Below are 23,940 nucleotides of genomic sequence, written 5' to 3'. Positions count from 1 at the left end.
AAATGCCAATTATTACAGTAAAAATGCTGGAAGGCCGTACAGATGAACAAAAGGAACAAATGATTAAGAAAATGACAGAGGTTATGGTTGAAACAACTGGTGCTCGCACAGAAGCAGTAACCGTTGTAATCGAAGAAATGAATAAAGCGAATTATGGTCATGCCGGGAAACGGTTAACTTAAAAAGCAGTATGCCCGGGCATACTGCTTTTTTTAGCTATAAGCATCTATAATACACTTCGCCTCTCTCCATCTTGCTGATTTCCTATAGTTTTTGAATCCAGTATCTCTAATTTCCTCTACATAATGTATAGCTTGAATGGTTCGATTAACCTTTTCCCTTTTATGCTTCCTTAATTACTCCCTATTATGTTCATGAAATAATCCAAAAGTTGGTAGTTATTTGGTAATTTTAAGATTATAATCGATTCATCAACTAAAAGGAGGTCATTATGAAGCGTCTTACAACTTTATTACTAGCAATGTTTTTGACTATCTTCGCTTTGCCAGTATCAACTTCTGCTGCAGTATTATTTCCTAACACTTCTACAAATGGAATAATGGGTTTTGCAGGGAATGCCAAATATGATAATGGTCAATGGAAAGAAAGTACGACTGGGGGTAAAGGTGGAAGAATTGTCTATATTAACGACTTACAAGAATTGAGATCTGAAGTAAAAGGTTTGACCCCAAAAATTTTAGTGATCGAGGATAACATTAAAGGAGATGGGAAACAAAAAGTACAATTAGGAGCCAATAAAACAATTGTCGGTTCGTACAAAAATCGAGTTTTAAAGAATATCTATTTAGAGACAACACCAGAATCAAAGAACATCATTTTTCAAAATATAAACTTTCGTCATAGTAAGTCAATTAATGGCAATAATGATATTCAGCTATATATAACACACGGCTATAATTATTGGATAGATCATGTTTCATTCGACGGTCATGACTACGATCCGAACGGACATGATTTAGATAAATTGCTATACGTTGGCGCGAAAGCAGATTATATAACAGTAAGTAACTCCAAATTTCAAAATCATCGATATGGACTCATCTTAGGTCATCCTGACGACCATTCAAATTCTTACAAAGGCTATCCTCATATGACCATAGCAAATAACTACTTTGAAAACTTATATGTACGAGGACCCGGATTGATGCGGTATGGTTATTTCCATGTTAAAAATAATTATGCGAATAACTTCCACCTAGCATTTACGATTGCAAACCAAGCTACAATCTATTCTGAAAATAACTACTTTGGTGCCGGTTATCAAGGTGGCGGTATTCTTGATGACAAAGGAAACGGATATTTCATAGACGTAGGCAGTTATCCTTCCTATAGTTCAAAATACTATAGACAAATATCACCGTCTACGAATTGGAAACCATCTAAGTACTATAATTACCAAGTAGATAGCCCTATTTATACGAAAGAATTCGTCCAAAAGTATGCCGGATCATCAAACCAAAGATTAGTATTTGGTCATTAACATGAAATGAGACTGGGACAGAACCTAGTTAACGAAAGAAATGAAATCGAAGACCTTTTCCGAGGCATGGAAGAAGGTCTTCGATTTCTCACAGCTAGTTTTTCGTATTAAAAGCTAAGAACGGCGCCGAGGATCTTTTGTTCATAAATTAGCTAGTTATGACCCACCTCTTTTATTACAAAACAACCTCCTCGAGTACTTTTCGTTCTTCCTGTTCAAATAGATTTTTTCCTTCCTTATGCTGGACTTGCTTCTGCATGTAGCTTTCTATCATTCTCGCTTCTTCTTTATTCCCAACAAGGTGAATACTCTTCCATTCTTTTTCTTTCGCTAATTTATCCAGACTTGGTGCCAAGGATTTGTACCAGCGCTTTTGATTTGCTTCGATGCGGTTCTCGATTGTATCCTTCTTTGATCCTTTACCGCCCTTTCCTTTAACCGACAAGGCCCGCTGCGGGCTTGCTTGCACCTTCCATTGCTCTGTGTCGAGATCGATTTCATACAGCTTTGTTTCCTTCACCTTTCCAAGCACAGCATCTATGACTTTCACTTGATTCTTCTGCACGAGAATAACGCCGGATTCCGGGAATTTGTTGTACAGTTGGCGGAACTGATCTAGCTTGGGCTCTGCTTCCCAGAAGAATTCGGTTGTCACTGGCATTTGCAAGCATTCAGCAAACCAAATATCATCTGATGATGCAAAAACAACACAACTCTTTTTCATATTTTGACTATTATCCTCCAAGAAGGTCTTCACTTTATCTTTTACTTCCAGAAACTGCTTCCGTTCATCTTCATCATTTTCTAGATAGGCTTCGAAGTTTTTTAAGCCGTTTTTCACGTGTATCTTCCACTCGCCTCCCGTCTGATCACGATTGGCTGGATCTGTATTGATGTACATACTTAGAACTTTCTGAGGGTGGCGGCTGGCTTTTTGTGCGAGTTGCTCCATTTCCATTGCGTAACACAAACTGCAATCACTCCTCTTCCAAATTTGCTTATGCAAAGCTTATAGCTCTACTTACCACCTGCAAATAAGTTAAAACGTTAAAAAAGAAGCAGATGAGGGAAGAATGATAAAATACAATCACGTTACAATAAGGCTGTGAAAAAATATGTTAAAGCGTACCCGGACACAGATTCTGCAGTTTACGTCAATTGGCGTGCTGAATGCGGCAGTTGATTTAGTTGTACTCAATATTCTGCTACTTATCTGGCCTACCAAAAATAATTTACTTCTTTTACTTTTTAATACGATTAGCTACCTGGCTTGTATCTGGAATAGTTATTACTGGAATTCAAGATTTACTTTCCGACATCAAAAACAATCCAGTACCATGGAGAAAGGGATGTTCCTCGCTCAAGGTCTGGTAGCGTTGGTTATTAGCAATCTTGTCTTCCTAGCTGCTCTCTCTATCCTGCGCAGTCTGACTTTTGTAACGCTTCCCGCTTACGTGGATAATAATATAGCAAAAGTCTTGGCAATGTTTCTCTCTTCCGCAAGCAGCTTTTTGTTTATGAAATATATCGTTTTCAAGCGTAAAAAATAAGAAGGCGCACACCATTTTTGGTATGGGCCTTCTTATTATGTGTTTATATAAGCTGCACGACGATCAACCAATATCTGACTGGCATGGTCCAGATGTTGAATTTCAACTTGGATACCGTATTCCCGGTACTTGAGAACTACCTTATCCCAATGCCCCGACAGCCGTATCATCCCACAATCATTCATATCTCCTATTATAAGCAGGATGTTATACCATATTTCATATATTTGATGCACTTGTGTATACCACTTCTGGAAAGTGGACATATTGTATAAAAAAAGCAGCAGGTGAATTTGGGATGAAACATGTCAAAGCCATACTTCTTAAAGGGATATTTGCGTGCGCGGTTCTTTACCTTTTCGCAGGTTTATTCTATCAATTACCGCTCTCAAAAGTAGCACAGCTCACAGCTATTTTAACAGTGATTGGCTACTTGATTGACATGGCATTGCTGCCAGGCAAGACAAATAAAGTGACCGGATGGCTGGACAGCATTTTTTACAGCTTTGTCTGCTGGATGCTGATTTTTCTCGCAGCTGACAGCACTGTGCATCCTTTGGTCGGTGCCATTCCGGCAGGCTTGTCATTAGCCTGCATGGATGGGATGTTTCTGCATGCCTACGTGCGGAAATATGTGATTAGAAATGGCCGTGATCAGTACTATAATGTTGTTTTTCTAGATCAGTTCCGGACAGGAATCGCTGGCGATCTGCCCATAAGAGGGCCGCAAAAGGACTAAAAATAAGAAGTACTGGTCATAAAGAAAGCCCGTGGAAGAAATTCCACGGGCTCTCTTTTATGCTTCTGGATCCCATTTAATGATAATGCCGCACTCTGTAAGTCCGCCGCCGAATCCATATAATAAGATGGTGTCACCATTTTTCACCTTGTTTTCCTGCAAAGCAAAATCAAATGCCAGCGGAATCGTCGCAGATGAGGTGTTACCTGCATATGCCATACTTGTTAACGTTTTTTCAATTGGGTAATCCAAACGATCACATATGGATTCCACCATCCGCATATTCGCACTATGCGGAATAAACCAATCGATATCATCCATTGTCATGTTTGCTGATTCAACCAACTTTTTAACACCTTTTGGCACTCCGGAAACGGCCCACTTGTAAACTTCGCGTCCATTTTGAACCAACTTACCAGGATTAGCGAGCTCTTCGCCATTCATTGTCGTTGAGATACCGCTTTGATAAAGATGGCGGCCGCCTTTTCCTTTTGTTCCCATATGGTAAGAGAAGAATCCAGGGTTTTCAGCATCGTATTCCACTAATGCCGCACCAGCGCCATCACCAAATAGAATGCAGCTTGTGCGATCCGTATAATCAGTAATCTTAGAAAGCGTTTCAGCACCTAAGACAAGAATCTTCTTATGCAATCCAGCTGTTATCAAGCCGTTAGCCATGTGCAGTCCGTAAACAAATCCAGCACACGCTCCACCTAAGTCGAGAGCTCCAGTATTCTTAAGACCAAGTCTAGCTTGCAGCTGACTGGATACACTCGGAAATTTATATTCACCTGTTACTGTTGCTACGAGAATCAAATCAACATCTTCTAAAGATTTGTTGAAGTTCTTTGCTAAGTTAAGCGCAGCCTGTTCACATAGATCAGTAACGAATTCATCTTCTCTTGCGATTCTTCTTTCTTTAATACCTGTACGCTGAACAATCCATTCATCGGAAGTTTCAACCATTCTTTCGAAATCAGCATTTGTCAAAACCTTTTCTGGGATATATGTTCCAATCGCAGTTACGCGAGCTTTAGATTCCATTATATCTGCCTCCTTCACATCTGCCTACATTATACCATCTAGTTTTAATACCTGGTACTAAAATGATGTATTTTCTTTACTTTTTTCGAAATCTGCAGCTTGCGAAGCGAGCAGTTCTATTACCGCATCATCCATGGGCGGGTTATGCAAACCTGCCCGAACATCACGATAATGCTGCTCAAATGGCTGGTTCTTCGCCAAACCTCTTCCGCCGGCAACCCGCATCGCCAGATCGACCACTTTAACAGCTGCCTTTGTTGCATTTACTTTTACCGCAGCTAGTTCTCCTGCCATTAGATGCCGTTTTTCAGGATAGCTATCCCACAAGCTTGCAACATGATACATAAAATGTCTTGCCTGCATTAATTCTAAATCCATTTCTCCGATTTTTTCTCTAATATGCGGCACATGAATTATCGGCTTATCCAGTGTGTTTGGCTGAAATTCCCTAGCAAACTGAAGCGCTTCGTCACGAGCACTTTTTGCGATGCCAAGATAACAAGCAGGAATGTGCAAAAGTGACCCTTTTGGACCAGATTTTGTCTTTGTTTTTTCCACAAAATATTCTGCTGGAACATGCACGTTTTCCAAGATTAGATCATCACTGCCTGTTGCCCGCATTCCCAATGGATTCCATGTTTTTTCGACAGAAAGGCCATTTATTTCCCTGGCAATTAAAAAGCTTCCAACAACATCCTCTTCTTCTGCATAAGCAGTCACAAGGTAATAATCTAAATCTGCTGCCATCGATGTAAATGTTTTACGTCCATTCAAGACATATTCATCTCCGACTCTTTTCGCTCGCGTCTCCGGAATGCCTCCACGAGTAGGACTTCCTGTTGCTGGTTCGGATGCTGCTCGGTTAACAATTTTCCTCTCCTGCACTACTTCTTGTAGAAATTGCGCAAACATATCTGCAGGCCAGTTTGCTTTTTCGCATAAGTCCTGCATTGTACTTAGATGCCAGCCGATAGACAGAGCAGCAGCGCCATCACCAGCTGCTAGCGTTTCCTGAGCCAGCAGAAAATCGTGGAGATTCGCACCGTCCCCTCCTTGTTCTCTAGGAACTGTCAGCAATGTATACGCTGTAGAACGGAAAGTATCAATCACTTTTTCTGCTAATCTCGCTTGTTCATCACCAATACTTTTATACGTCTTAGCTACGTCAGCTACTTTGCTCGCTTTTTCTATAATATGTACATCACTTGGAAAAATCATACCGCAACCTCCTCTTCTATCTGTTTCTATTTTAGATAAAGACGCGAGAAAACACAAAAAAACCCGCTCAAAGAGCGGGTTTGATTCACATGCTCATATGCATGTGGCCAGAAGTCATCAGCCAGTAAGTACCAACAATGATAACTACTGCAATAAAGAATCCGAATAGGGTGTTACCGGAAATCAGTCCACCGTCTTCTCCTTCTGTCATGTGCATGAACATAACTAACTGCAAAGCAGCCTGGATCACAGCGAAAATCAAGATGATGATGAAAATCGTTGATGATGACCAGTCAGTCCATAGCGCTGTTGCGAAGGCGACGAGTGTCAACGCGATTGAGATCAAAAAGCCGATGATATGCTTCCAAGGGAAATGTCCCTTTTTCGTTTGTTGACTCATATTAATTCACCATCCCCATCAAGTAAACGCATGTGAAGATAAAGATCCACACAACATCTAAGAAGTGCCAATAGAGACTAGAAATGAAGACTTTTGAAGCTGTCTTTGGCGTAAGTCCTCTTCTTGCAAGTTGGATCAACAGCAAGATGATCCAGCCAATACCGATTGAAACGTGCAGTCCATGTGTTCCGAGCAAAATAAAGAACATAGACCAATGTGCACTAGTGCTAAGTGTAACACCTTCGTGTACATAATGTACAAACTCATAAAGCTCATAGCCTATGAAGCCTGCACCTAGGATGAGTGTAATAATCATCCAGATTATGACGCCTTTTTTGTTGTTCGCACGCATTTCGTGGATGGCAATACCGCACGTGAAACTACTTGTGAGCAGCAGCATTGTCATAATCATAACAAGTCCTGCTTCGAACATCTCGTTTGAGGTTGGTCCGTCACCTACACGTGCTTGCAACGCGAAATAGGATGCGAATAATGTCGAGAACAAGGCGATCTCTGCACCAAGGAAAGTCCAGAAACCGGTAATGTTCAACCGGCCGGTTTCTGACTGATATTCCAATGGAGCGTTGGGGTTCACATTGTGATCATGTGCCATTTCTTCACAACCTCCTTATTTATTCGCTTTCGCTTCTGTTTCTTTTATTTCTTCAACACTAACATAGTAACCGTCATTGTAATCAAATGAACGAGCAATCATCGTGATGAAGATACCGATTCCGCCTACAATACCGATCCAGTACCAGTGGAATACAAGGCCAAAGGCTGCAGCTCCCATGATGACGGACATAATAATTGGTGTAGCTGCGTTGTTCGGCATATGAATAGGTTTGTAATCCACATTCTTCTGCTGATCAAGGCCTTTTTCTTTCATATCCCAGTAAGGATCAAGTCCTGTTACTTCTGGAAGTACAGCAAAGTTGTAGTGCGGCGGGATAGAAGAGCTTGTTGCCCATTCCAGGTTACGTCCAAGACCCCAAGCATCGCCTGTTTTCTCTCTTGGAGAAAATCTCCAGCTGTATACGATGTTTACAACGAAGATTAGGAATGCAAGACCCATCATGAAAGCACCAATAGTTGAGATAAAGTTCAAACCTGTCCAGCCATCTGCCTCCGTATACGTAGAAATACGTCTTGGCATACCGTCCAACCCTAAGAAGTACTGCGGGAAGAAACATACGTTAAAGCCGATAATGAAGATCCAGAATGCCCATTTACCAATTTTTTCGTTCAGTTTATGGCCAAACATTTTCGGATACCAGTAAATCAAACCTGCGAAGCAAGCAAATACAGTACCTGAGATCAACACATAGTGGAAGTGAGATACCAAGAAGTACGTATTATGATATTGATAATCGGCTGCTGCCATCGCAAGCATAACCCCTGTTACCCCACCGATAACGAAGTTCGGGATAAATGCAAGTGCCCAAAGCATCGGTGTCGTAAAGCTTATACGCCCTCGATACATCGTAAATAGCCAGTTAAAGATCTTAACCCCGGTCGGGATTGAGATAGCCATCGTTGTAATAGAGAAGAAACTATTTGCTTCTGCACTGTTACCCATTGTGAAGAAGTGGTGAACCCATACAAGGAAGCTCAATACAGAAATTGTCACAATGGACACAACCATCGCTTTGTAAGCGAAAAGCTGTTTTCTTGCGAATGTCGAGATAATTTCAGAGAAGATCCCGAACGCAGGAAGAATAACGATATATACCTCAGGGTGACCCCATACCCAGAACAAGTTAACCCAAAGCATCGGGTTACCATCACCTTGCAAGGTAAAGATTACAGAACCGAATAGTCGGTCAAATGTTTGCAATGCAAGTGCTACTGTAAGCACTGGGAAAGCAAAGATAATGATAAGCATTGTGATCAATGTTGTCCAAGTGAACATGGACATTTTCATCAATGTCATACCTTTCGTACGCATCTTAAGGATGGTTACGAAGAAGTTGATACCTGTCATCAATGTACCGATACCAGCAATCTGGATAGCTAGCAGGTAGTAGTTCTGACCTGGGCCAGGACTGAATTCATTCGTCGCAAGCGGCGTGTATGCTGTCCAGCCTGCATCCGGTGAACCACCGATGATGAAAGAAATGTTAAATAGAGCCATACCGACAAAGAATGTCCAGAAGCTCAAGTTATTCAAATAAGGAAACGCTACGTCACGTGCACCAATTTGAAGCGGTACAATATAGTTAATTAAACCAATCAAGAATGGCATCGCCATGAATAGAATCATGATTACACCATGTGTTGAGAATACCTCGTTATAGTGCTGTGGATCTAGGAATTCCATACCTGGTTTTGCTAACTGAGTACGGATCATTAAACCATCGATTCCACCGCGGAAAAGCATTAAAAGGGCACTAAGGATATACATGATACCCAATTTCTTATGGTCAACAGAAGTCAGCCATTCTTTCCATAGCCATGTCCATTTCTTAAAATAAGTAAGGGCAGCTACAACGGCGATTGATCCGAGCAAGATACTAATCTGTGCGCCAAGGATCAACGGGTCGCCGGTAATGATAAACTCATTCCATTTTAAGTCCAAAACATTTCCCCCTCTCTCTGTTACTCGTGACTCGCATGTTCTTCATTTCCCATGTTTTCATGGTCCATGTTTTCATCCGAGTAATCTACAGTATTGTCTTGCTGATAATATGGAATCTCATCTTCTGGCAAGATGTTTTGAGATTTGTCTTTCGCATGCGGGTTCTTCGGCTCATAGCCTAGACGCTCCCATGCTTCCAATGTGTATTCAGCATCTTTAGAATGGTCAATCCATTGTAAATGCGTACCATTGAATTCAGCTGTTCCTTCTTCATAAACTCCAGGAATCAGAAGTTCGTCATACTCATATTGTGTCAGTTCTGGAGCAGAATCTTGAACTTCCTCTACCCACTGGCCGTAGTCTTCTTCTTCTTCTGCATAAACGACAAAGCGCTGTTCATTAAAGCCTTCACCAGTGAAGTTTGCGTTCCGGCCGTTATACTCACCAGCTTCATCTGCTTGAAGGAAAAGTGTTGTCTGCATGCCGGACATTGCATATTTCTGTCCGCCAAGGCTTGGAATCCACAAAGCAGCCATATTATCGGCAGATGTTAGTTTGAATTCCACTGGACGATGAATCGGGATGTGCAGATAATTCACTGTTTCAATATCCTCTTCAGGATAAGTGAATACCCATTTCCAGTTGATGGATGTTGCTTCAATAACCAATGGATCTTCATTTGCCGCTTCAGCTGTTTTAGCTTCAGGCGCTTCCTCCAGGTTATAGATCGTTCTGACAGTAGGAATAGCCAAGATAACAACGATGATGATCGGGATGATCGTCCAAATCGTTTCCAGCAGCATGCTGCCATGAAGTTCTGGGCTGTACTTGTCATGATCCTTTCTTTCTCTGTACTTGACAAGGATAATCGTCAAAAGTACGAATACAACCGCTACGATTGTAAGCATGAAAATGATTGATAGAATAATAAGGTCACTCTGCTGACTTGCCACTGGTCCTTTCGGATCGAGTACTTCCGGTGTAGAACAACCGGCTAGCATTAGCGGCAGGGCAAGGAACAGTAGAAGACTTAAGGGTTTCAATTTTTTAAGCATGCGCCTGCTTCCCTTCCTTTCTTTACCTGAATCTGCGAAAACACGCTGCTTCCTCTCTGCATAAGAAAACAACCCGTTCGCTGTAATAGGGTTTTGATAAGTATTTCACATTAGAACTTCTGCGTCCGGCAGGAGTAACAGAAATTCAACCTGAAACATACAAGCATACTGCCATTTAGGCAGCCTCTGACAACAATCCAGAAACTAGTGTAATACAAAGCAGCAAAAAACACCAGACTTGCCTAGTAAGTAAACAGTTCAATTATCATTCTAACACCAGTCAAATGAGAGAATAAGAACAAGTAGTGAACAAAATTTGAACGTTTAAATTAAAAATGCATCCAGTTATTGGATAACGAACCGCTATCTGGTCTTGCTGTAGTACACCGTATTACGTACCATCTTACGATCGGCACTTAAACTGTCGCAGTAATGGATTCCTTCCAACTGATAACCAACACGTTCGGGCACTGCCCTGCTTGCTTTATTATCTTCATCACAAAGTATTTGCACACGCTTCACACCAAGCTCCTTAAAAGCGTAAGCCGTGAGCGCATCAACAACTTCTGTCATATAGCCTTGACCGGTATAGCGAGTGTCCATCCAATAGCCAATCTCAACTTTTGGTATGTCCCAGTTGATTGCATGAAAGCCGCTGGAGGCAATAAACTCCCCTGTATCTTTGTGAAAGACAAGCATACGCAGGTTTGTCCGGTTGATCCAATTGGCAACAGATTCCCGAATATTTTCTTCGGTATCCTCTGGTGTAGGTACCTCTTGCACCCATGGCATCCAGGCTTTGAGTTCTGGCAATGATGCTTTAATTGCATCGTTGACTGCTTTTCCGTCGCCTACTTCCGGCTTCCGAATAAGCAGCCGATCTGTTTCAATAGTTGGTTTAAAATCTCGTAAGATTGGATTCAACCTCTTCTTACCTCCTCTAGTAATTTATACTAGTATGAAGGAAGAATTTAGGGTGCGCAATACACTTCAAGCCAACTTCTGTTCCTTTTTCTCTTCTCGGTAAGAAAGTGCAGATAGCAGTATACCAATGACTGAGATGGCTGCACCGCATATAGCCAGCCACGAGTATCCTAGATTTGCATCTAGTATGATACCGCCTAAATAGGCTCCAGCCGCATTCGCTAGATTAAATGCTGATACACTTGCTGCTGCTGCAATTGTCGGCCCTTCCTTGGCAGCCATTACAATCTTTGACTGTAAAAGTGGCGTTGTACCGAACGCTCCAGCGCCAAAAAGACCGATGATGAACACAGCTGTAACAGCATAAGGTGTAGCCAGCGGAAACAGTAATAAAATCACTGTCAATATGGAGAATACATAGATGAGCGTTCGTGTCACATTGCCGCCAGCAAGACGTGGTGTAGAGAAATTACCAATTACACTTCCCATTCCGAAGAAGAAAAGACTGATCATGATACCTACACCGCCAAATCCTGTAACAGATCGGAGCAATGGCTCAATGAATGTATAAGCGGTAAATACACCTGAATAACCAAATATGATGATTGCGATCGTTAAAAGTACCTGCTTATGCTTAAAGACGCTGAGTTCCTGCTTAATGCGAGGTGTTTCTGCTGGTTTCGTGTTCGGTGCACAGATTAACAGTCCTATTAGCCCTAGCAGACCTAGAAGTGCAATCAGCCAAAATACGAGACGCCATTCGATTAAGGATCCAAGGTAAGCTCCAAACGGCACTCCGATCATGATAGCAATCGTAAGTCCGCCATTTACAGCAGCAATTGCTTGGACGCGCTTACGCGGCTCCACCAATTCACTTGCCATAACAAAAGCGAGCGCAAAAAATGGGCCATGCATAAAAGCAGAAGCAACACGTGAAACGAGCAGCACGGAAAAGTTAGGGGCTGTTGCACTAATAATGTTACTAACAATAAACAGCACCATAAACACCAGCAGCATCGGCTTACGAGGTAATTTTACAGACAGGGTCGTCATAAGCGGCCCAAAAACTGCTACTCCAAGAGCATACATGCTGACAACCAAACCTGCTGATGCAATTGTCACATTTAAGTCGTTGGCAATATGGGTTAACACACCAGTTACAACATATTCTGTCGTTCCTATCGAAAAGGCACAAATCATCAAGACTGCAATGACCGTCCGCGATGAGAATTGCCTGCTTGTCAAAGACATGTTGATTTCCTCCTTCTTTTTCTGACTTAACATTGGCAACAATACAATAGAAAAACAGACGGTTCAAACCATATCTGGAATTATTAACAGAAAATAAAGGAATTGTAACTAAATAAATTAATAGGTTTTGAGGTTAATAGCCTGGGGTATTTCCTTAGAAGATATGGCAGCGATTAGTCGCTGTGTGAGTACTTAAGGAGGAAAATTGTATGCTTTATACTTTTATTGTCATTTCATTTATACTCGTTACAGTCGGGATTGCCTATTATTCCTGGCGAAAGACGCGAGGAATTGACCTTGCTACATCAGATGGTTATTTCTTAGGAGGACGCAGCCTTACTGGCGTCGCAATCGGGAGCTCTATGCTTCTGACAAATTTATCTACGGAACAGCTTGTCGGACAGAATGGCCAGACATTCGCCGGCAACTTTACAGCTATGGGTTGGGAAGTGACGTCACCACTCGCTTTGTTCGTCCTCGCATTCCTGTTCCTGCCTCGATACTTACGAGCAGGAATCACCACCATACCTGATTTTCTCGAACAGCGCTTCGACATGCGTACGCGCCAATTCGTTTCTATTTTATTCATTATCGGTTATATGACTTCCTTCTTGCCGACGGTTCTTTACTCCGGGGCACTTGTGCTTGATTCCATTTTCAATATTACTGGCGGACTAAATATAAGCACTTTTTGGGCGGTAGCAATTATTGCAGGTATCATTGGATTAGTTAGTATGGGGTATATTGTTTTCGGCGGACTGCGCGCCATTACAGCAGCCGATACATTGTATGGTATCGCCCTAATTATTAGTGGTATCGGTATTGTGCTGCTTGGTTTGTGGACTTTAGGAGACAGCAGTATCACTGGCGGAGTTGATAAACTCATTAATAATCATCCAGAAAAATTAAATGCTATTGACAGCAGCAATGATGCCAATGTACCTTGGCCGACAATCTTTACCGGTTTGCTCGTAAATAACTTGTTCTATTGGGCTGCTAACCAAGCCATTGTTCAGAAATCACTTGGTGCAAAGAATTTGGCCGAGGGTCAGAAAGGTGTCTTACTGACAGGATTCTTCAAGCTGTTTGGGGTATTGTATCTATTAATACCAGGAACAATCGCTTTCCATTTATACGGAGACAGCTTAAAAACAGCAGATGACGCCTATCCGACATTAATCGTTAATTTGCTTCCGACGGCAATTACTGGTGTATTTGCTGCCATCTTGTTCGGAGCCATTCTCAGCTCGTTCAACGGTGCATTAAGCAGTACGATGACATTGTTTACATTAGATTTGTATAAACCTATTTTCCGAAAAAATGCAACCGACTCTGAGCTTGTAAAAGCAGGGCGAACATTTGCAATTGTAGTTGGCGTTATCTCTATCGTCATTGCTCCGTTCATCATCATGTTCCCAAGCGGACTGTATAATTATCTGCAAGAAATGTTCGGATTCATCAACGTTCCGATAGTAGCAGCGATTTTTATCGGATTCTTTACAAAGCGTGTTCCTGCATTTGCAGTGAAAACAGCAATCGTGACACACTTGATTCTTTATGGGCTGTCTAAGGTCTTCTTCGGTGAGGTACACTTCCTTTATGTACTAGCCGTTCTCTTCCCGTTCAGTCTGTTGTTCATGATAGCACTTGGAAAATGGAAACCGCGGAACGAGCCGTATGTACTTGGAGATGCAGAAGTTGTTGATATGACACCTTGGAAATACGCAAAACCATTCGCCATTTTCATTACCATTTGCATGATTGGCTTGTATATTCTCTTCTCTCCATGGGGAATTGCAGCATAAAGAAAGAGAGCGGGACAAAACAGTTTAAGCTATATAAAAATCCAAACAATACTGCAATTAACTGCAGAATTGTTTGGATTTTTTGCATTGGAAACGAAGATGAGAGCATCGCTTCGGAAATACCCTCCGCTTTCCTGCGGGCGGCTGGTGAGCCTTCTCATGCTGTAGCACTCGGGGTCTCACCGAGGTCTTTTTCCCGCGGGAGTCTCCGTGTATTTCCTACGCTGATTTGTGTGATGGGAAACCTTCACTCGTGTAGGCAGAATACGTAGACTCCTCGAAAAAGATAGCGATTTTCTTGTCGGTGTCTACTTCAAAAGCCATTCTTGTCCGACTATAACAGCTAATGTTGGAGAGGCAGCAGCCGTTAGAGAAATTAAGTAAAAGTATGATGTATTAAACGTTCGCTTTTATTCTAAATTAATCTCGTTTTGTCCCAGTCTCTTATATTACTTATAAAACTTCTGCTGTATATCTTGAGTTATTGCAGTAACTTCTTGCATACTGGCAGCATTCTGTTCAGCGACAGATACGATACTGTTAATGCTGTCTGTTATACCACGCGTATTATCAAGTACGTCGTACATTGCCGCAGCTATCTCCTCAACCTGCTCACTTGTGATAAGAATCTCTTTTTGCAGCTCCGCAAATGTTCGTTGTGTTGTTACTATTTTTTCAGATCCAGCTGCTGCTGCGTTATTACCTTCCCCCAGCGCATCGACTGCAGCTTTGGATTCTGTCTGAATGGCTTGAAACACACTAGTAATATCAGCCACAGCAACCCGAACTTGATCAGATAACTTACGCACTTCATCCGCCACTACAGCGAATCCGCGTCCTTGGTCCCCTGCACGCGCTGCTTCGATAGCGGCATTCAAAGCTAATAAATTCGTCTGTTCTGCAATTTCCTTAATTGATTTTAGTAACGTGCTAATTTGATCTGTTTTGCCATTCAATCCTCTCACCCTTTCAAAAGAAAAGGTAATCTTATCAGCTATCGTATTCATATGAAGAACAGAGTCTTCCATATGGGAAGCTCCTTCTTTTGTTAATACATGCATTTCAGCAGCAACTCGTTTTGCATCTTCCCCTTTTAACGCTACCATCATAATATTCTCAGCAAACTTCTGCATCGCTGCTGCCAGTTCAGCAGAGGAATGAGACTGGTTCTCTGATCCGATTGTAACCTCCTCTAAAGCAGTTACAATTTGATGCAATGAATCTTTCGTTTTCTCTAATAGAGAAGCTTCCGTATTGTCTGCCGTTTCGATAACAGGTTCGAGTGCCGATGCTATCTCATCCTGTATTGGCTCATCAGCAATAACTGTTGGTAGTTCTTCTGGCGAGTTCCTTCTATGTAAAAGTAAAATTGCAGCACTTCCCCCTGCTAAGAGAAGACCAATAATCAGATTCACCCACAAACCCAACAAGAAAACCCTTTCATTTTGTAAAAACAAAAAAACAGCATATAGATATCCTGCACTTAACATACTTACTAAAAGTCGTTTATTCATAATCGCTCCCCTTTCCCCTCTTATATACTATCGGCTGAAAACATCAATCTATGAACCTTTTTCTACAATTTTCTCCAAAAAGCATCTATTTACCAGTCTCATGCTATACTACTTGCTGAATAAGGAGGCAGCAGCCTATGCAGACATTATTTGAAGAAGCAGCAGCTTTTATCCAAGAGAGCTACGAAGAACTCGGCAAATCAAGTCAGGCAATACACATGCGTTTGTCAGAAATTAAACAAGAGATACAAGCAACCTCTACCTATTCCCATACAATAGAAGAACTGGAACATGGAGCGAGAATGGCTTGGCGAAATTCAAATCGTTGTATCGGCCGGTTGTTCTGGAATGGTCTTCATGTTCAAGATGCTCGTCATATAACGGATACAAACCAAATCATAGAACAGCTGTTTCAGCACATTGAACAAGCAACGAATAATGGAAAAGTTCAGCCGATGATCACCATATTCTCTCCAAATGCAAACATTCGGATATGGAATCATCAATTACTCCGCTATGCCGGATATGAAACAGAAAATGGAATTGTCGGAGATCCAGCTTCTATACGATTTACCTCTATATGCAGAAATCTCGGCTGGGAAGGAAAAGGAACGGCTTTTGACATGCTCCCGCTCGTTGTACAAGTTGGTGATCAAAAGCCTGTATTAAAGGAAATACCAGTTTCGATTGTAAAAGAAGTTAAAATCGAACATGAAGCTTATCCAGCTTTTAAAGAGCTTGATATGCGTTGGTATGCAGTTCCGATTGTGTCAGATATGAAACTGGAAATTGGAGGCATCACCTATAACGCAGCACCTTTCAACGGCTGGTATATGGGAACAGAGATTGGGGCACGAAATTTAGCAGATGAAGACCGGTATAATATGCTTCCAAAAGTAGCGGAACTTCTCCATCTTGATCAAGCACGAGCTTCTTCGCTATGGAAAGACCGTGCTTTAGTTGAATTGAATATTGCTGTTCTGCAATCCTTTCAATATGCAGGTGTCACGATTGTTGATCACCATACAGCTGCAAAGCAATTTGCCCACTTTGAGAAACAAGAACAAAAAGCCGGACGTGATGTGACAGGAATGTGGAGTTGGCTTATTCCGCCAATGTCGCCAGCCGCGACTCATATTTTCCACAAACCTTATTCAAATAAAATTGTTAAACCAAATTATTTCTATCAAGACGATGCTTATTGAAAAAAGAGCGCAAATGCGATTGCATTTGCGCTCTTTTGCTTGTCTTATTTCAAAGCATCGGAGATTTCTTTTACTTTTTCCATTTCAGATTCCAAACCACCGCCTGATAGATACCAGTATCCTGGATCTAAGTACGTAATTTGGTTTTCTTTCGCTGCTGTTGTACCATTAACCAACTCATTATCCAATACTTTTTCAGCAGATGATGCACCTTTACCTACAACTGCTCCGCGGTCTACAACAAATAGGTAATCTGGATTCTTCTCAGAAATATACTCAAAACCTACAGACTGACCATGCGTAGAAGATTCAATTGTTTCGTCTACTGTCGGCACACCATAAACATCGTGAATCACACCGAAACGAGATTCCTTGCCGTACGCACTGACACTACCGTCATTAACAAGCGTAATTAACGCTTTACCATCTGTGCTTTCCGCTTTCGCCTTTAGGTCCGCAATCGCATCATCCACTTCAGTTAGTGCAGTTTCAGCTTCTTCTTCTTTCCCGACAATTTGTGCAATCGTTTCTGTATTCTTCTTAAATGAATTCATGTAATCTGTTGTATCAATTCCGATAAATATTGTCGGAGCCAGCTCACTAAGCTGCTCGTAGTAATCACTTTGACGACCAGAGATGAAGATAACATCTGGGTTAATTTCTGCTATTTTTTCTAAGTCTGGTTCTTTTAAGCCACCAACATTCTCATAGTCACTGCCGCTGTATTTAGATAGATAATCCGGCAGATTTTGCTGTGGAACACCCGTTACATCCACACCTAGCTGATCCAATGTATCCAATGCTCCCATATCGAATGTTACAATCTTTTCTGGATTTTTCGCAACTTCTGTTGTACCGAGTTCATGCTCGATTGTCAGCTTTTCTTCTTTATTATCTGCACCGCTTGCAGTATCCGAGTTACTTCCGCATGCTGCAAGCAGCAAGACAAACAATAGACCAGTCATTAACAATGTTAGTTTCTTCATTATATATCTTCTCCTTTTTGTATGTAGTGGATGCATTTCTGGTTAAGTAAGACTGCTAGCTTCATAACGGCATCACCCCTTTACCTATCAATTGATTAGAAATAAACACAAATTCGATTACAGCTTATATTGTGCACGTCTATATCCAAATCATAGATAGACTTCAAAACATCTGACTGAATAATGTCGTCGGTTGGACCCTCCGCTACAATACTGCCATCTTTCATCGCCACGATCCGATCTGAATAAACAGAAGCAAAATTGATGTCATGAATAACAAGCAGGATTGTCTTACCGAAATCTTCGACTAATTTCCGGAGCAGTTTCATCATTTGGACTGCATGCTTCATATCCAAATTATTAAGTGGTTCATCCAGCAGAATATAATCTGTATCCTGCGCCAGGACCATCGCGATGAATGCGCGCTGCCTCTGACCGCCACTCAGCTCATTTAGATACTTATCTTCCAATTCTTCAAGATTCACATAAGCGATTGCTTCACTAATCTTCTGTTCATCTTCCTCTGTCAACTTTCCGCTTGAATAAGGAAATCGGCCGAAGCTGACTAACTCCCGGACGGACAGTTTCATTTGTACTACATTTGATTGTCGGAGAATAGCAATCGTCTTGGCTAAATCCTTGCTCTTTTGTTTATGTACGTTCTTACCATCTAGGTAGACAATACCATCATCTTGCTTCAACAGACGACTGACCATAGAAAGCAACGTACTTTTCCCCGCTCCATTCGGTCCAATAAAAGAAGTGATTGCACCACGCTGCACCTCTACAGATACATCTTGTATTACTTTTTTAGAACCAAAATATTTGGAAAGCTTTTCTGCTACGATCATATCTTTTTACTCTCCTTTATTAGTAGATAAATGAAGTATACTCCGCCGACAAAATTGATAATGACGCTAATCGGTGTTGAAAAGGAGAACACCCTTTCCACAATCAGCTGTCCGCCGAGTAAAGCAATGATACTGAGTAAACTTGCTGCTGCCAGCAGATACGTGTGCCGGAATGTCTGCAGAAACTCACGGGCTAAGTTCGCCGTCAGCAGACCGAGGAATGTAATCGGCCCCACTAAAGCTGTCGAAACAGCTACCAGCACAGCAATAACAAGAAACATTCGTTTGACAATCTTTTCATACGGTACACCTAAGTTCACTGCATGATCTCTGCCGATTGACATGACATCAAAATAGTGACGATAACGGAATATGTATACACATAACACTGCAATGATAACGGTTGAAAGAAGCAGTAAATCGGTATTCACGTTCGTAAAGCTGGCAAACATCTTATCTTGTATTAATAGAAATTCATTCGGGTCGATAATCATCTGCATGAATGAGGATAAACTGCCGAAAAATGTACCTAGCACAAGACCGACGAGCAAGAGCAAGAATAAATTATTGTGCCCTTTGCGGAACAACAGCTGATAAAGCCCAAAAGCAAACCCGACCATAAGCAGAATAGTAAGGAAGAAATACGCATCACTCTGCATAATGACAAATGTTCCTGTTCCAAATAGGAACACTACGATTGTCTGGATAAACATATAAACACTATCAAGTCCCATAATACTAGGTGTTAAAATCCGATTATGCGTTAACGTCTGGAAGACAACGGTTGAAAGACCGATAGAGACTGCGCATAAAACCATAGCCAAAATTTTCTCAAGTCGTGTTCGCAGCAGATATTCCATTGCTTGGAAGTTCATATGGATAAATAAGTACAGACCGGCCAATAACAAAGCGACAAGGGTTAGAATAATAATCTTACGCTTAAGCATAGGTGTTCCTCCTCAGCAGCATATAAAGGAAGATACCTGTTCCGATAACCCCTACCATTAACCCAACAGAGATTTCGTATGGATAGATAATGATGCGCCCTGCGATATCACATACGAGCAAGAATAAAGCCCCGAGAACCCCGGTATGCCAAATGCTCTTTTTCAAATGATCACCGCGGTACATGCTGACGATATTCGGTACAATCAATCCGAGAAACGGAATCGTGCCCACAGTCAGGATGACTACTGATGTAATGATTGCCACGATAATTAATCCTACATTCACCACATACTTGTAAGGCAGCCCTAAATTGGTAGCAAAGTCTTCTCCCATACCAGCGACAGTGAACATATTGGCGAACAAGAACGCAAGAAAGAGAAGCGGAACACTTATGTATAATAGTTCGTAGCGCCCTTCCATAATCAAAGAGAAATCTCCTTGCAGCCAAGATGACATGTTCTGTACTAGGTCGAACTTAAGTGCAAAGAACGTGGCGATGGAACTGACTACATTCCCCAGCATAATACCGACCAAAGGTATAAAAATGGTATCCTTCTGCTTCAGTCTTTGAAGAATCCCCATAAACAGCAGCGTGCCGAACAGTGCGAAAGCGGCAGCGATGCACATCTTCAAAATTGGACTTGCATCCGTAAAGAAAAGCAAGGATACGAGAATACCCAATCTTGCCCAGTCCATCGTTCCAGCTGTTGTGGGAGATACAAATTTATTTTGAGTTAGCTGCTGCATAATCAGACCGCAAATCCCTAAACTTATCCCTGCCATTATAATACTGAGCATTCGGGGCAGCCGGCTGATCATAACGATATTCCAGGCTTCTGCTTCCATATTCCAAAGTGCAGTGAATGTTACGTTTTCTACACCAACAAAAAGGGAACAAGCAGCTAATAGAACGGTAGCAATTACTAAATATATTAACTTCATACGCGACAACCTCTTCAGCAGTATTGATGATACTGATATTCATTATCAATTAGATTCTCATTACAGTATAGTGAATGAGAATATCCACGTCAATAGGTGATTGGGAATAGTTTCAATTTTTCAATATCGCCGCCAATTTTTTTAACAAACAAAGGAGCGTTCATATGTTACCCCTGTTTGAGAAACATGATATTCAAGCTGACAATAAAAAGCTTCCAGACTGGGCACTAGACGCCTATCAGCCCTTTGCTGAAACAGTTAGTAAAAAGGACTTTCCTTGCTATTTTGGTATTGCCGCTCAAAAAAAAGGTGATCTGCGCTATGGATTCATCCCTCATAATGATTGGGAAGGCGCACTTGGCGTTATCAATGATTTCACTCATTTAATGCACACACAGGAGAAGAAGGTACGGCGGGGATTGTTTTTATTCTTTGAGCCTGAGAATCAAGAACAAGACCTAGCTTATTATCAAGATTATTTCTGGCGTTTCCTTCAGCAGCTGCATGAGGTCGATGATGTTCCTTGGCCAGCTGAGCGCCCGCGTGACCCTGATCATTTTTTGTTTGATTATCACATTGGCGGAGAAGCTTACTTTCTGTTTGGTAATACCCCAGCTTATAAACAGCGAATTACACGTGACTTAGGTCCCTCTCTTGTCATTGGTCTGCAGCCGCGCAGCATCTTCGATGGTCTTGAAGGTGATAAGCCAGCAGGCGTAAAATCCAGAGGATCGGTTCGGGAGCGGGTTGAACATTGGGACCAGTTACCAAAACATCCTGATATCGGACATTTCGGCGATCGTGATCATCGGGAGTGGAAGCAATATTTTATTGGCGACAACGCTGAACCAGATTTCGGTAAATGTCCATTTCATCACAAGGAGTTAAAAGATACATAACTTTTTTTAGATAGCGGATACTAGTTTGTATCTGCTTGAAAAGGAGGTTTATCTCTATGCCAAAACCAGACAACCGTGCAGACAACGCAGAACGTATTGAAGATACAATCCAGCATACGCTGCAAAATGTGCATCAAACGGAAGATTTTGTCAAAGCAAATAGCGAGCATTTGACAGATGAAGAAGTTTCCTTCTTGAAGGAAAAAAATGAACGCCGCGCTGCATCTGTAGATAGCTTGCGAAGTGAACTGAAAGAAGAAGCAAATTATCAGCAGCGAAGAGAACATTAAGCAAAAGGTCCGCCAAATGGCGGACCTTTCTTCTTATTAATGCGTTTGATTCATTGGTACTGTATCAAAACCTTGCAGTAAGGCTGCCATATCACTCGGCTGCAATTGTGCTACCTGGTAATAATGATGTTTATTTTGATACAGGAATATCTCATAGCTCATCTCAATTAAGTTTGGTACGGAATCCGCTACGACCCTTCTTAATACAGGGTTGGTGATTTCACAAGCACTTTGCGCACTCATGGCTGCAAGACTTTTTGCCTGACAAAGCAAATACGTCGAAACACACTGATCGGTTACTTCATTAGAGGATGTGATCGGCTTTTTCGGCTGAGAAGGCGTCAATCCGTATACAACATCATTGCTTTGCTGCATTTTATATGAAGTAGTCGGAACGGTCGGGTCCTGTCCTGTTTTAAAGGACTCAACCATCGTGTTATACGTTTGTTTTAAGAAGTTACTCTGGTTTGTCGCAATGGTTTTTAACTCGGGATCCTGTATAAATTGATCATAAATCGTATATTGATCGATAAGGCCAATCATCCCAGTAAGGATTTCATGTGTATCATAAACTTCATGACCTCCATGATTCTGTCTGCCATGCAACGTAGTCGGCTGGTTCGTTTGTGCTGTCTGCATGTTATTTTCCAAAGTAAATACCCCCTTGAGAATGTCGTGCTCTGTTAGTATGGCTGAGATGCAAGCTGTTATTACCGGTTATTTATGCCTTTTTGCAACACGTGCATCGGCAGCATCTGAACGCGCTTGCGCTTCCAAGTCATCTATATCTGCTTCCTCCTGTGAAAAGGAAATATCTTTCCCATCCCCATCTAAGTCGGTATACCGCATATAATAATTTTCCAATGATTTATCATTTTCGTTCATGCGTTTTTCCTCCTTATCGGTGCTTTAGATTCTCTTCCGCCATTCGAACCATCTCACGGACCATGCTTCCGCCAATACTTCCGCCTGTTTTACCATTTTCTCTGCTTGTTTTATTGCCTAAATCCTCCGCCTGTTCCGCTCGGTATGGCATGTTTGCCTCTCGAATGATTTTGTGCTTTAACTCATCCAATCCTTTGCGGGCTCCTGGTACGAGTATTCGGTTACGCCTCGTCATCGATAATGGCCTAACGTATTTTTATCTCCAGTATCGCCTTCATAATCAGCTTGTACATGCTTCTTTGGATTCTGTTCGTCACGGTTTGCTGTAAGCCCTTCTTCCATGCCTGGCTGATACGTATCGTCAATCCATAAACCGCCATCTACGCGATGCTTCTGTTTTTTCATGATTGCTCCTCCTCCTTTCTGCATTAGTTTCCGCTTTACGTCTCATAATATGAAAGCCACTTCTAGCCAAAAAAAAAGACCCCTGATTAGAGGGATCCCTTAACGATCAAAAAGATTAAGATCACGATTGCTAAACCGATACGGTAAAAAGCAAACGGAACAAGTTTGTATTTCGAGATAATTTTCAAGAAAGTGCGGATGGCAATCCATGCGAACAGAAATGCACTGATGAATCCAACAATAAAGAACGGAATTACATCAGGTGTAAAAGCGTGCAAGTGGTTACGTAAGGACACAAGACTAGCGCCCGCCATAATCGGTACAGCCATAATGAAAGTAAAGTCTGAAGCCACGCGATGGTTCAAACCAAGAATAACACCGCCTGAAATCGTTGCACCTGAACGAGAGAAACCAGGCCACAAAGCGATACATTGGAATAACCCAATCAAGAATGCTTTCTTGTATGTTAAGTTATCCAGAGAATTAATTGTTTCTGTTTTCTTCGATGATACACGATCTGCATATATCATTAAGAAAGCACCAACAACCAATGCAATGATGACATACCAGACAGAAAACAAATACTTGTCAATTAAGTCATCAAACAAAAGACCAAGAACACCAGCTGGCAGCAATCCTACAATGACCATGCCCAAATTGAACTTATTCTTTTGACCTGGCAGCTTTTCTTCTTTTCCTTGCAGCTTCCGGATTCCTAAAATCTGCATGAACTTGTCCCAAAAGACGATAACAGATGCCAATATAGAACCAAGCTGAATGACAATAATGAAGGTATTGGCAACCTCATCATTAAACAATTCGTGAATCTTCAGCCACATATCATCAACAATGATTAAATGACCTGTGGATGAAACTGGAGCAAATTCCGTCAATCCTTCAACCAGCCCCATGATAAGGGCTGAAATAAACTCAATAAAACTCATGCTACT

The 23,940-nt window shown here is 41.7% G+C and carries 28 protein-coding genes; 8 read left to right on the top strand and 20 right to left on the bottom strand.

The features are described from left to right. The first annotated feature begins 2 nt into the window (after nt 1-2). Nucleotides 3-182: a 2-hydroxymuconate tautomerase gene (locus tag B1K52_RS09975; protein WP_256855893.1), complete on the top strand. Its 180-nt coding sequence runs from the start codon at nt 3-5 to the stop codon at nt 180-182. 269 nt (nt 183-451) lie between these two features. Further along, nucleotides 452-1,501, top strand: coding sequence for a polysaccharide lyase family 1 protein (locus B1K52_RS09970; protein ID WP_077307791.1), 1,050 nt, complete (start codon nt 452-454; stop codon nt 1,499-1,501). A 175-nt stretch (nt 1,502-1,676) separates the two neighbouring features. Here the strand turns inward: B1K52_RS09970 and B1K52_RS09965 are convergent, their stop codons facing one another. Then, nucleotides 1,677-2,471 (bottom strand): VLRF1 family aeRF1-type release factor, encoded by a 795-nt coding sequence (locus B1K52_RS09965; protein ID WP_256855892.1) that lies wholly within the window; start codon nt 2,469-2,471, stop codon nt 1,677-1,679. 145 nt (nt 2,472-2,616) lie between these two features. Between B1K52_RS09965 and B1K52_RS09960 the strand changes: the two genes are divergently transcribed. After that, entirely contained in the window at nt 2,617-3,051 is a 435-nt protein-coding gene (locus B1K52_RS09960) for a GtrA family protein (RefSeq protein WP_077307789.1), read from the top strand. Between the two features lie 35 nt (nt 3,052-3,086). On the opposite strand, the gene B1K52_RS17960 is transcribed toward B1K52_RS09960, so the two are convergent. Continuing rightward, a complete protein-coding gene (locus tag B1K52_RS17960) occupies nt 3,087-3,287 on the bottom strand; it encodes a hypothetical protein (protein ID WP_077307787.1) in 201 nt (66 codons plus the stop codon). Between the two features lie 62 nt (nt 3,288-3,349). Here B1K52_RS17960 and B1K52_RS09950 point away from each other — a divergent pair, with 62 nt between their 5' ends. Further along, the gene (locus B1K52_RS09950) at nt 3,350-3,790 is read left to right on the top strand and encodes a DUF2512 family protein (RefSeq protein WP_077307785.1); all 441 of its coding nucleotides are present in this window, start codon (nt 3,350-3,352) and stop codon (nt 3,788-3,790) included. Nucleotides 3,791-3,847: 57 nt separating this feature from the next. Here the strand turns inward: B1K52_RS09950 and B1K52_RS09945 are convergent, their stop codons facing one another. From B1K52_RS09945 to B1K52_RS09910, 8 genes are all read right to left on the bottom strand, one after another. Next, nucleotides 3,848-4,834, bottom strand: a complete 987-nt coding sequence (locus tag B1K52_RS09945) for a ketoacyl-ACP synthase III (protein ID WP_077307783.1) — start codon at nt 4,832-4,834, stop codon at nt 3,848-3,850. A gap of 57 nt (nt 4,835-4,891) precedes the next feature. Beyond that, on the bottom strand, nt 4,892-6,052 hold the full coding sequence (locus B1K52_RS09940; protein WP_077307781.1) for an acyl-CoA dehydrogenase family protein: 1,161 nt from the start codon (nt 6,050-6,052) through the stop codon (nt 4,892-4,894). Nucleotides 6,053-6,137: 85 nt separating this feature from the next. Beyond that, a complete protein-coding gene (qoxD, locus tag B1K52_RS09935) occupies nt 6,138-6,452 on the bottom strand; it encodes a cytochrome aa3 quinol oxidase subunit IV (RefSeq protein WP_077307779.1) in 315 nt (104 codons plus the stop codon). 1 nt (nt 6,453) lies between these two features. After that, entirely contained in the window at nt 6,454-7,065 is a 612-nt protein-coding gene (gene qoxC, locus B1K52_RS09930) for a cytochrome aa3 quinol oxidase subunit III (RefSeq protein WP_077307777.1), read from the bottom strand. A 15-nt stretch (nt 7,066-7,080) separates the two neighbouring features. Beyond that, the gene (qoxB, locus tag B1K52_RS09925) at nt 7,081-9,030 is read right to left on the bottom strand and encodes a cytochrome aa3 quinol oxidase subunit I (RefSeq protein ID WP_077307775.1); all 1,950 of its coding nucleotides are present in this window, start codon (nt 9,028-9,030) and stop codon (nt 7,081-7,083) included. Nucleotides 9,031-9,050: 20 nt separating this feature from the next. Further along, nucleotides 9,051-10,085: a cytochrome aa3 quinol oxidase subunit II gene (qoxA, locus tag B1K52_RS09920; RefSeq protein ID WP_077307773.1), complete on the bottom strand. Its 1,035-nt coding sequence runs from the start codon at nt 10,083-10,085 to the stop codon at nt 9,051-9,053. 363 nt (nt 10,086-10,448) lie between these two features. Then, complete coding sequence (locus B1K52_RS09915; protein WP_077307771.1) at nt 10,449-11,009, bottom strand: GNAT family N-acetyltransferase; 561 nt, start codon at nt 11,007-11,009, stop codon at nt 10,449-10,451. Nucleotides 11,010-11,075: 66 nt separating this feature from the next. Continuing rightward, complete coding sequence (locus tag B1K52_RS09910; protein ID WP_256855965.1) at nt 11,076-12,254, bottom strand: MFS transporter; 1,179 nt, start codon at nt 12,252-12,254, stop codon at nt 11,076-11,078. A 215-nt stretch (nt 12,255-12,469) separates the two neighbouring features. Between B1K52_RS09910 and B1K52_RS09905 the strand changes: the two genes are divergently transcribed. Continuing rightward, complete coding sequence (locus B1K52_RS09905) at nt 12,470-14,065, top strand: solute:sodium symporter family transporter (protein WP_077307767.1); 1,596 nt, start codon at nt 12,470-12,472, stop codon at nt 14,063-14,065. 449 nt (nt 14,066-14,514) lie between these two features. Here the strand turns inward: B1K52_RS09905 and B1K52_RS09900 are convergent, their stop codons facing one another. Beyond that, nucleotides 14,515-15,579: a methyl-accepting chemotaxis protein gene (locus tag B1K52_RS09900; RefSeq protein ID WP_077307765.1), complete on the bottom strand. Its 1,065-nt coding sequence runs from the start codon at nt 15,577-15,579 to the stop codon at nt 14,515-14,517. Between the two features lie 137 nt (nt 15,580-15,716). On the opposite strand from B1K52_RS09900, the gene B1K52_RS09895 reads away from it, so the two are divergent. Next, on the top strand, nt 15,717-16,784 hold the full coding sequence (locus B1K52_RS09895) for a nitric oxide synthase oxygenase (protein WP_077307763.1): 1,068 nt from the start codon (nt 15,717-15,719) through the stop codon (nt 16,782-16,784). 44 nt (nt 16,785-16,828) lie between these two features. Here B1K52_RS09895 and B1K52_RS09890 read toward each other — a convergent pair whose 3' ends face one another. From B1K52_RS09890 to B1K52_RS09875, 4 genes are all read right to left on the bottom strand, one after another. Further along, the gene (locus tag B1K52_RS09890) at nt 16,829-17,770 is read right to left on the bottom strand and encodes a siderophore ABC transporter substrate-binding protein (RefSeq protein ID WP_077307761.1); all 942 of its coding nucleotides are present in this window, start codon (nt 17,768-17,770) and stop codon (nt 16,829-16,831) included. Nucleotides 17,771-17,865: 95 nt separating this feature from the next. Then, nucleotides 17,866-18,621, bottom strand: a complete 756-nt coding sequence (locus tag B1K52_RS09885; RefSeq protein ID WP_077307759.1) for an iron ABC transporter ATP-binding protein — start codon at nt 18,619-18,621, stop codon at nt 17,866-17,868. Further along, a complete protein-coding gene (locus B1K52_RS09880; protein WP_077307757.1) occupies nt 18,618-19,568 on the bottom strand; it encodes an iron chelate uptake ABC transporter family permease subunit in 951 nt (316 codons plus the stop codon). Before B1K52_RS09880 ends, B1K52_RS09885 begins: the two co-directional genes overlap by 4 nt. Further along, complete coding sequence (locus tag B1K52_RS09875; protein ID WP_077307755.1) at nt 19,561-20,511, bottom strand: ABC transporter permease; 951 nt, start codon at nt 20,509-20,511, stop codon at nt 19,561-19,563. The genes B1K52_RS09880 and B1K52_RS09875 overlap by 8 nt, the downstream gene beginning before the upstream one ends. 164 nt (nt 20,512-20,675) lie before the next feature. Between B1K52_RS09875 and B1K52_RS09870 the strand changes: the two genes are divergently transcribed. Beyond that, on the top strand, nt 20,676-21,410 hold the full coding sequence (locus B1K52_RS09870) for a YqcI/YcgG family protein (RefSeq protein WP_077307753.1): 735 nt from the start codon (nt 20,676-20,678) through the stop codon (nt 21,408-21,410). Between the two features lie 56 nt (nt 21,411-21,466). Beyond that, entirely contained in the window at nt 21,467-21,700 is a 234-nt protein-coding gene (tlp, locus tag B1K52_RS09865) for a small acid-soluble spore protein Tlp (RefSeq protein WP_256855891.1), read from the top strand. A gap of 36 nt (nt 21,701-21,736) precedes the next feature. On the opposite strand, the gene B1K52_RS09860 is transcribed toward tlp, so the two are convergent. The 5 genes from B1K52_RS09860 to B1K52_RS09845 form a co-directional block, all read right to left on the bottom strand. Beyond that, nucleotides 21,737-22,351, bottom strand: coding sequence for a spore coat protein (locus B1K52_RS09860; protein ID WP_306278120.1), 615 nt, complete (start codon nt 22,349-22,351; stop codon nt 21,737-21,739). 66 nt (nt 22,352-22,417) lie between these two features. After that, nucleotides 22,418-22,549 carry a YfhD family protein gene (locus B1K52_RS09855; RefSeq protein ID WP_256855964.1) on the bottom strand — a complete coding sequence of 44 codons (132 nt, stop codon included), beginning with the start codon at nt 22,547-22,549 and terminating at the stop codon, nt 22,418-22,420. Nucleotides 22,550-22,598: 49 nt separating this feature from the next. Continuing rightward, a complete protein-coding gene (locus tag B1K52_RS09850) occupies nt 22,599-22,820 on the bottom strand; it encodes an alpha/beta-type small acid-soluble spore protein (RefSeq protein WP_077307749.1) in 222 nt (73 codons plus the stop codon). Then, nucleotides 22,817-22,990, bottom strand: a complete 174-nt coding sequence (locus tag B1K52_RS17955) for a hypothetical protein (protein ID WP_179106522.1) — start codon at nt 22,988-22,990, stop codon at nt 22,817-22,819. The genes B1K52_RS09850 and B1K52_RS17955 overlap by 4 nt, the downstream gene beginning before the upstream one ends. Nucleotides 22,991-23,076: 86 nt before the next feature. After that, nucleotides 23,077-23,934: an undecaprenyl-diphosphate phosphatase gene (locus tag B1K52_RS09845; RefSeq protein ID WP_077307747.1), complete on the bottom strand. Its 858-nt coding sequence runs from the start codon at nt 23,932-23,934 to the stop codon at nt 23,077-23,079. Nucleotides 23,935-23,940 lie beyond the last annotated feature (6 nt).

This window comes from Terribacillus halophilus, from assembly GCF_900162685.1.
In the GTDB taxonomy this organism is placed as follows: domain Bacteria; phylum Bacillota; class Bacilli; order Bacillales; family Amphibacillaceae; genus Terribacillus; species Terribacillus halophilus_A.
The sequence above is the reverse complement of the archived record's forward strand: the minus strand, read 5'-3'. Positions and strand labels throughout refer to the sequence as shown.

Bases quoted from the DNA above. Each gene is read 5' to 3' on its own strand.
- B1K52_RS09895 (WP_077307763.1), top strand. From the start codon at position 15,717: ATGCAGACATTATTTGAAGAAGCAGCAGCTTTTATCCAAGAGAGCTAC.
- qoxC (WP_077307777.1), bottom strand. From the start codon at position 7,065: ATGGCACATGATCACAATGTGAACCCCAACGCTCCATTGGAATATCAG.
- B1K52_RS09960 (WP_077307789.1), top strand. From the start codon at position 2,617: ATGTTAAAGCGTACCCGGACACAGATTCTGCAGTTTACGTCAATTGGC.
- B1K52_RS09850 (WP_077307749.1), bottom strand. From the start codon at position 22,820: ATGACGAGGCGTAACCGAATACTCGTACCAGGAGCCCGCAAAGGATTG.
- B1K52_RS09905 (WP_077307767.1), top strand. From the start codon at position 12,470: ATGCTTTATACTTTTATTGTCATTTCATTTATACTCGTTACAGTCGGG.
- B1K52_RS09875 (WP_077307755.1), bottom strand. From the start codon at position 20,511: ATGAAGTTAATATATTTAGTAATTGCTACCGTTCTATTAGCTGCTTGT.
- B1K52_RS09845 (WP_077307747.1), bottom strand. From the start codon at position 23,934: ATGAGTTTTATTGAGTTTATTTCAGCCCTTATCATGGGGCTGGTTGAA.
- B1K52_RS09880 (WP_077307757.1), bottom strand. From the start codon at position 19,568: ATGCTTAAGCGTAAGATTATTATTCTAACCCTTGTCGCTTTGTTATTG.
- B1K52_RS09900 (WP_077307765.1), bottom strand. From the start codon at position 15,579: ATGAATAAACGACTTTTAGTAAGTATGTTAAGTGCAGGATATCTATAT.
- B1K52_RS09945 (WP_077307783.1), bottom strand. From the start codon at position 4,834: ATGGAATCTAAAGCTCGCGTAACTGCGATTGGAACATATATCCCAGAA.
- B1K52_RS09855 (WP_256855964.1), bottom strand. From the start codon at position 22,549: ATGCGGTATACCGACTTAGATGGGGATGGGAAAGATATTTCCTTTTCA.
- tlp (WP_256855891.1), top strand. From the start codon at position 21,467: ATGCCAAAACCAGACAACCGTGCAGACAACGCAGAACGTATTGAAGAT.
- B1K52_RS09950 (WP_077307785.1), top strand. From the start codon at position 3,350: ATGAAACATGTCAAAGCCATACTTCTTAAAGGGATATTTGCGTGCGCG.
- B1K52_RS09975 (WP_256855893.1), top strand. From the start codon at position 3: ATGCCAATTATTACAGTAAAAATGCTGGAAGGCCGTACAGATGAACAA.
- B1K52_RS09870 (WP_077307753.1), top strand. From the start codon at position 20,676: ATGTTACCCCTGTTTGAGAAACATGATATTCAAGCTGACAATAAAAAG.
- B1K52_RS17955 (WP_179106522.1), bottom strand. From the start codon at position 22,990: ATGAAAAAACAGAAGCATCGCGTAGATGGCGGTTTATGGATTGACGAT.
- qoxD (WP_077307779.1), bottom strand. From the start codon at position 6,452: ATGAGTCAACAAACGAAAAAGGGACATTTCCCTTGGAAGCATATCATC.
- B1K52_RS09970 (WP_077307791.1), top strand. From the start codon at position 452: ATGAAGCGTCTTACAACTTTATTACTAGCAATGTTTTTGACTATCTTC.
- qoxA (WP_077307773.1), bottom strand. From the start codon at position 10,085: ATGCTTAAAAAATTGAAACCCTTAAGTCTTCTACTGTTCCTTGCCCTG.
- B1K52_RS09890 (WP_077307761.1), bottom strand. From the start codon at position 17,770: ATGAAGAAACTAACATTGTTAATGACTGGTCTATTGTTTGTCTTGCTG.
- B1K52_RS09885 (WP_077307759.1), bottom strand. From the start codon at position 18,621: ATGATCGTAGCAGAAAAGCTTTCCAAATATTTTGGTTCTAAAAAAGTA.
- B1K52_RS09940 (WP_077307781.1), bottom strand. From the start codon at position 6,052: ATGATTTTTCCAAGTGATGTACATATTATAGAAAAAGCGAGCAAAGTA.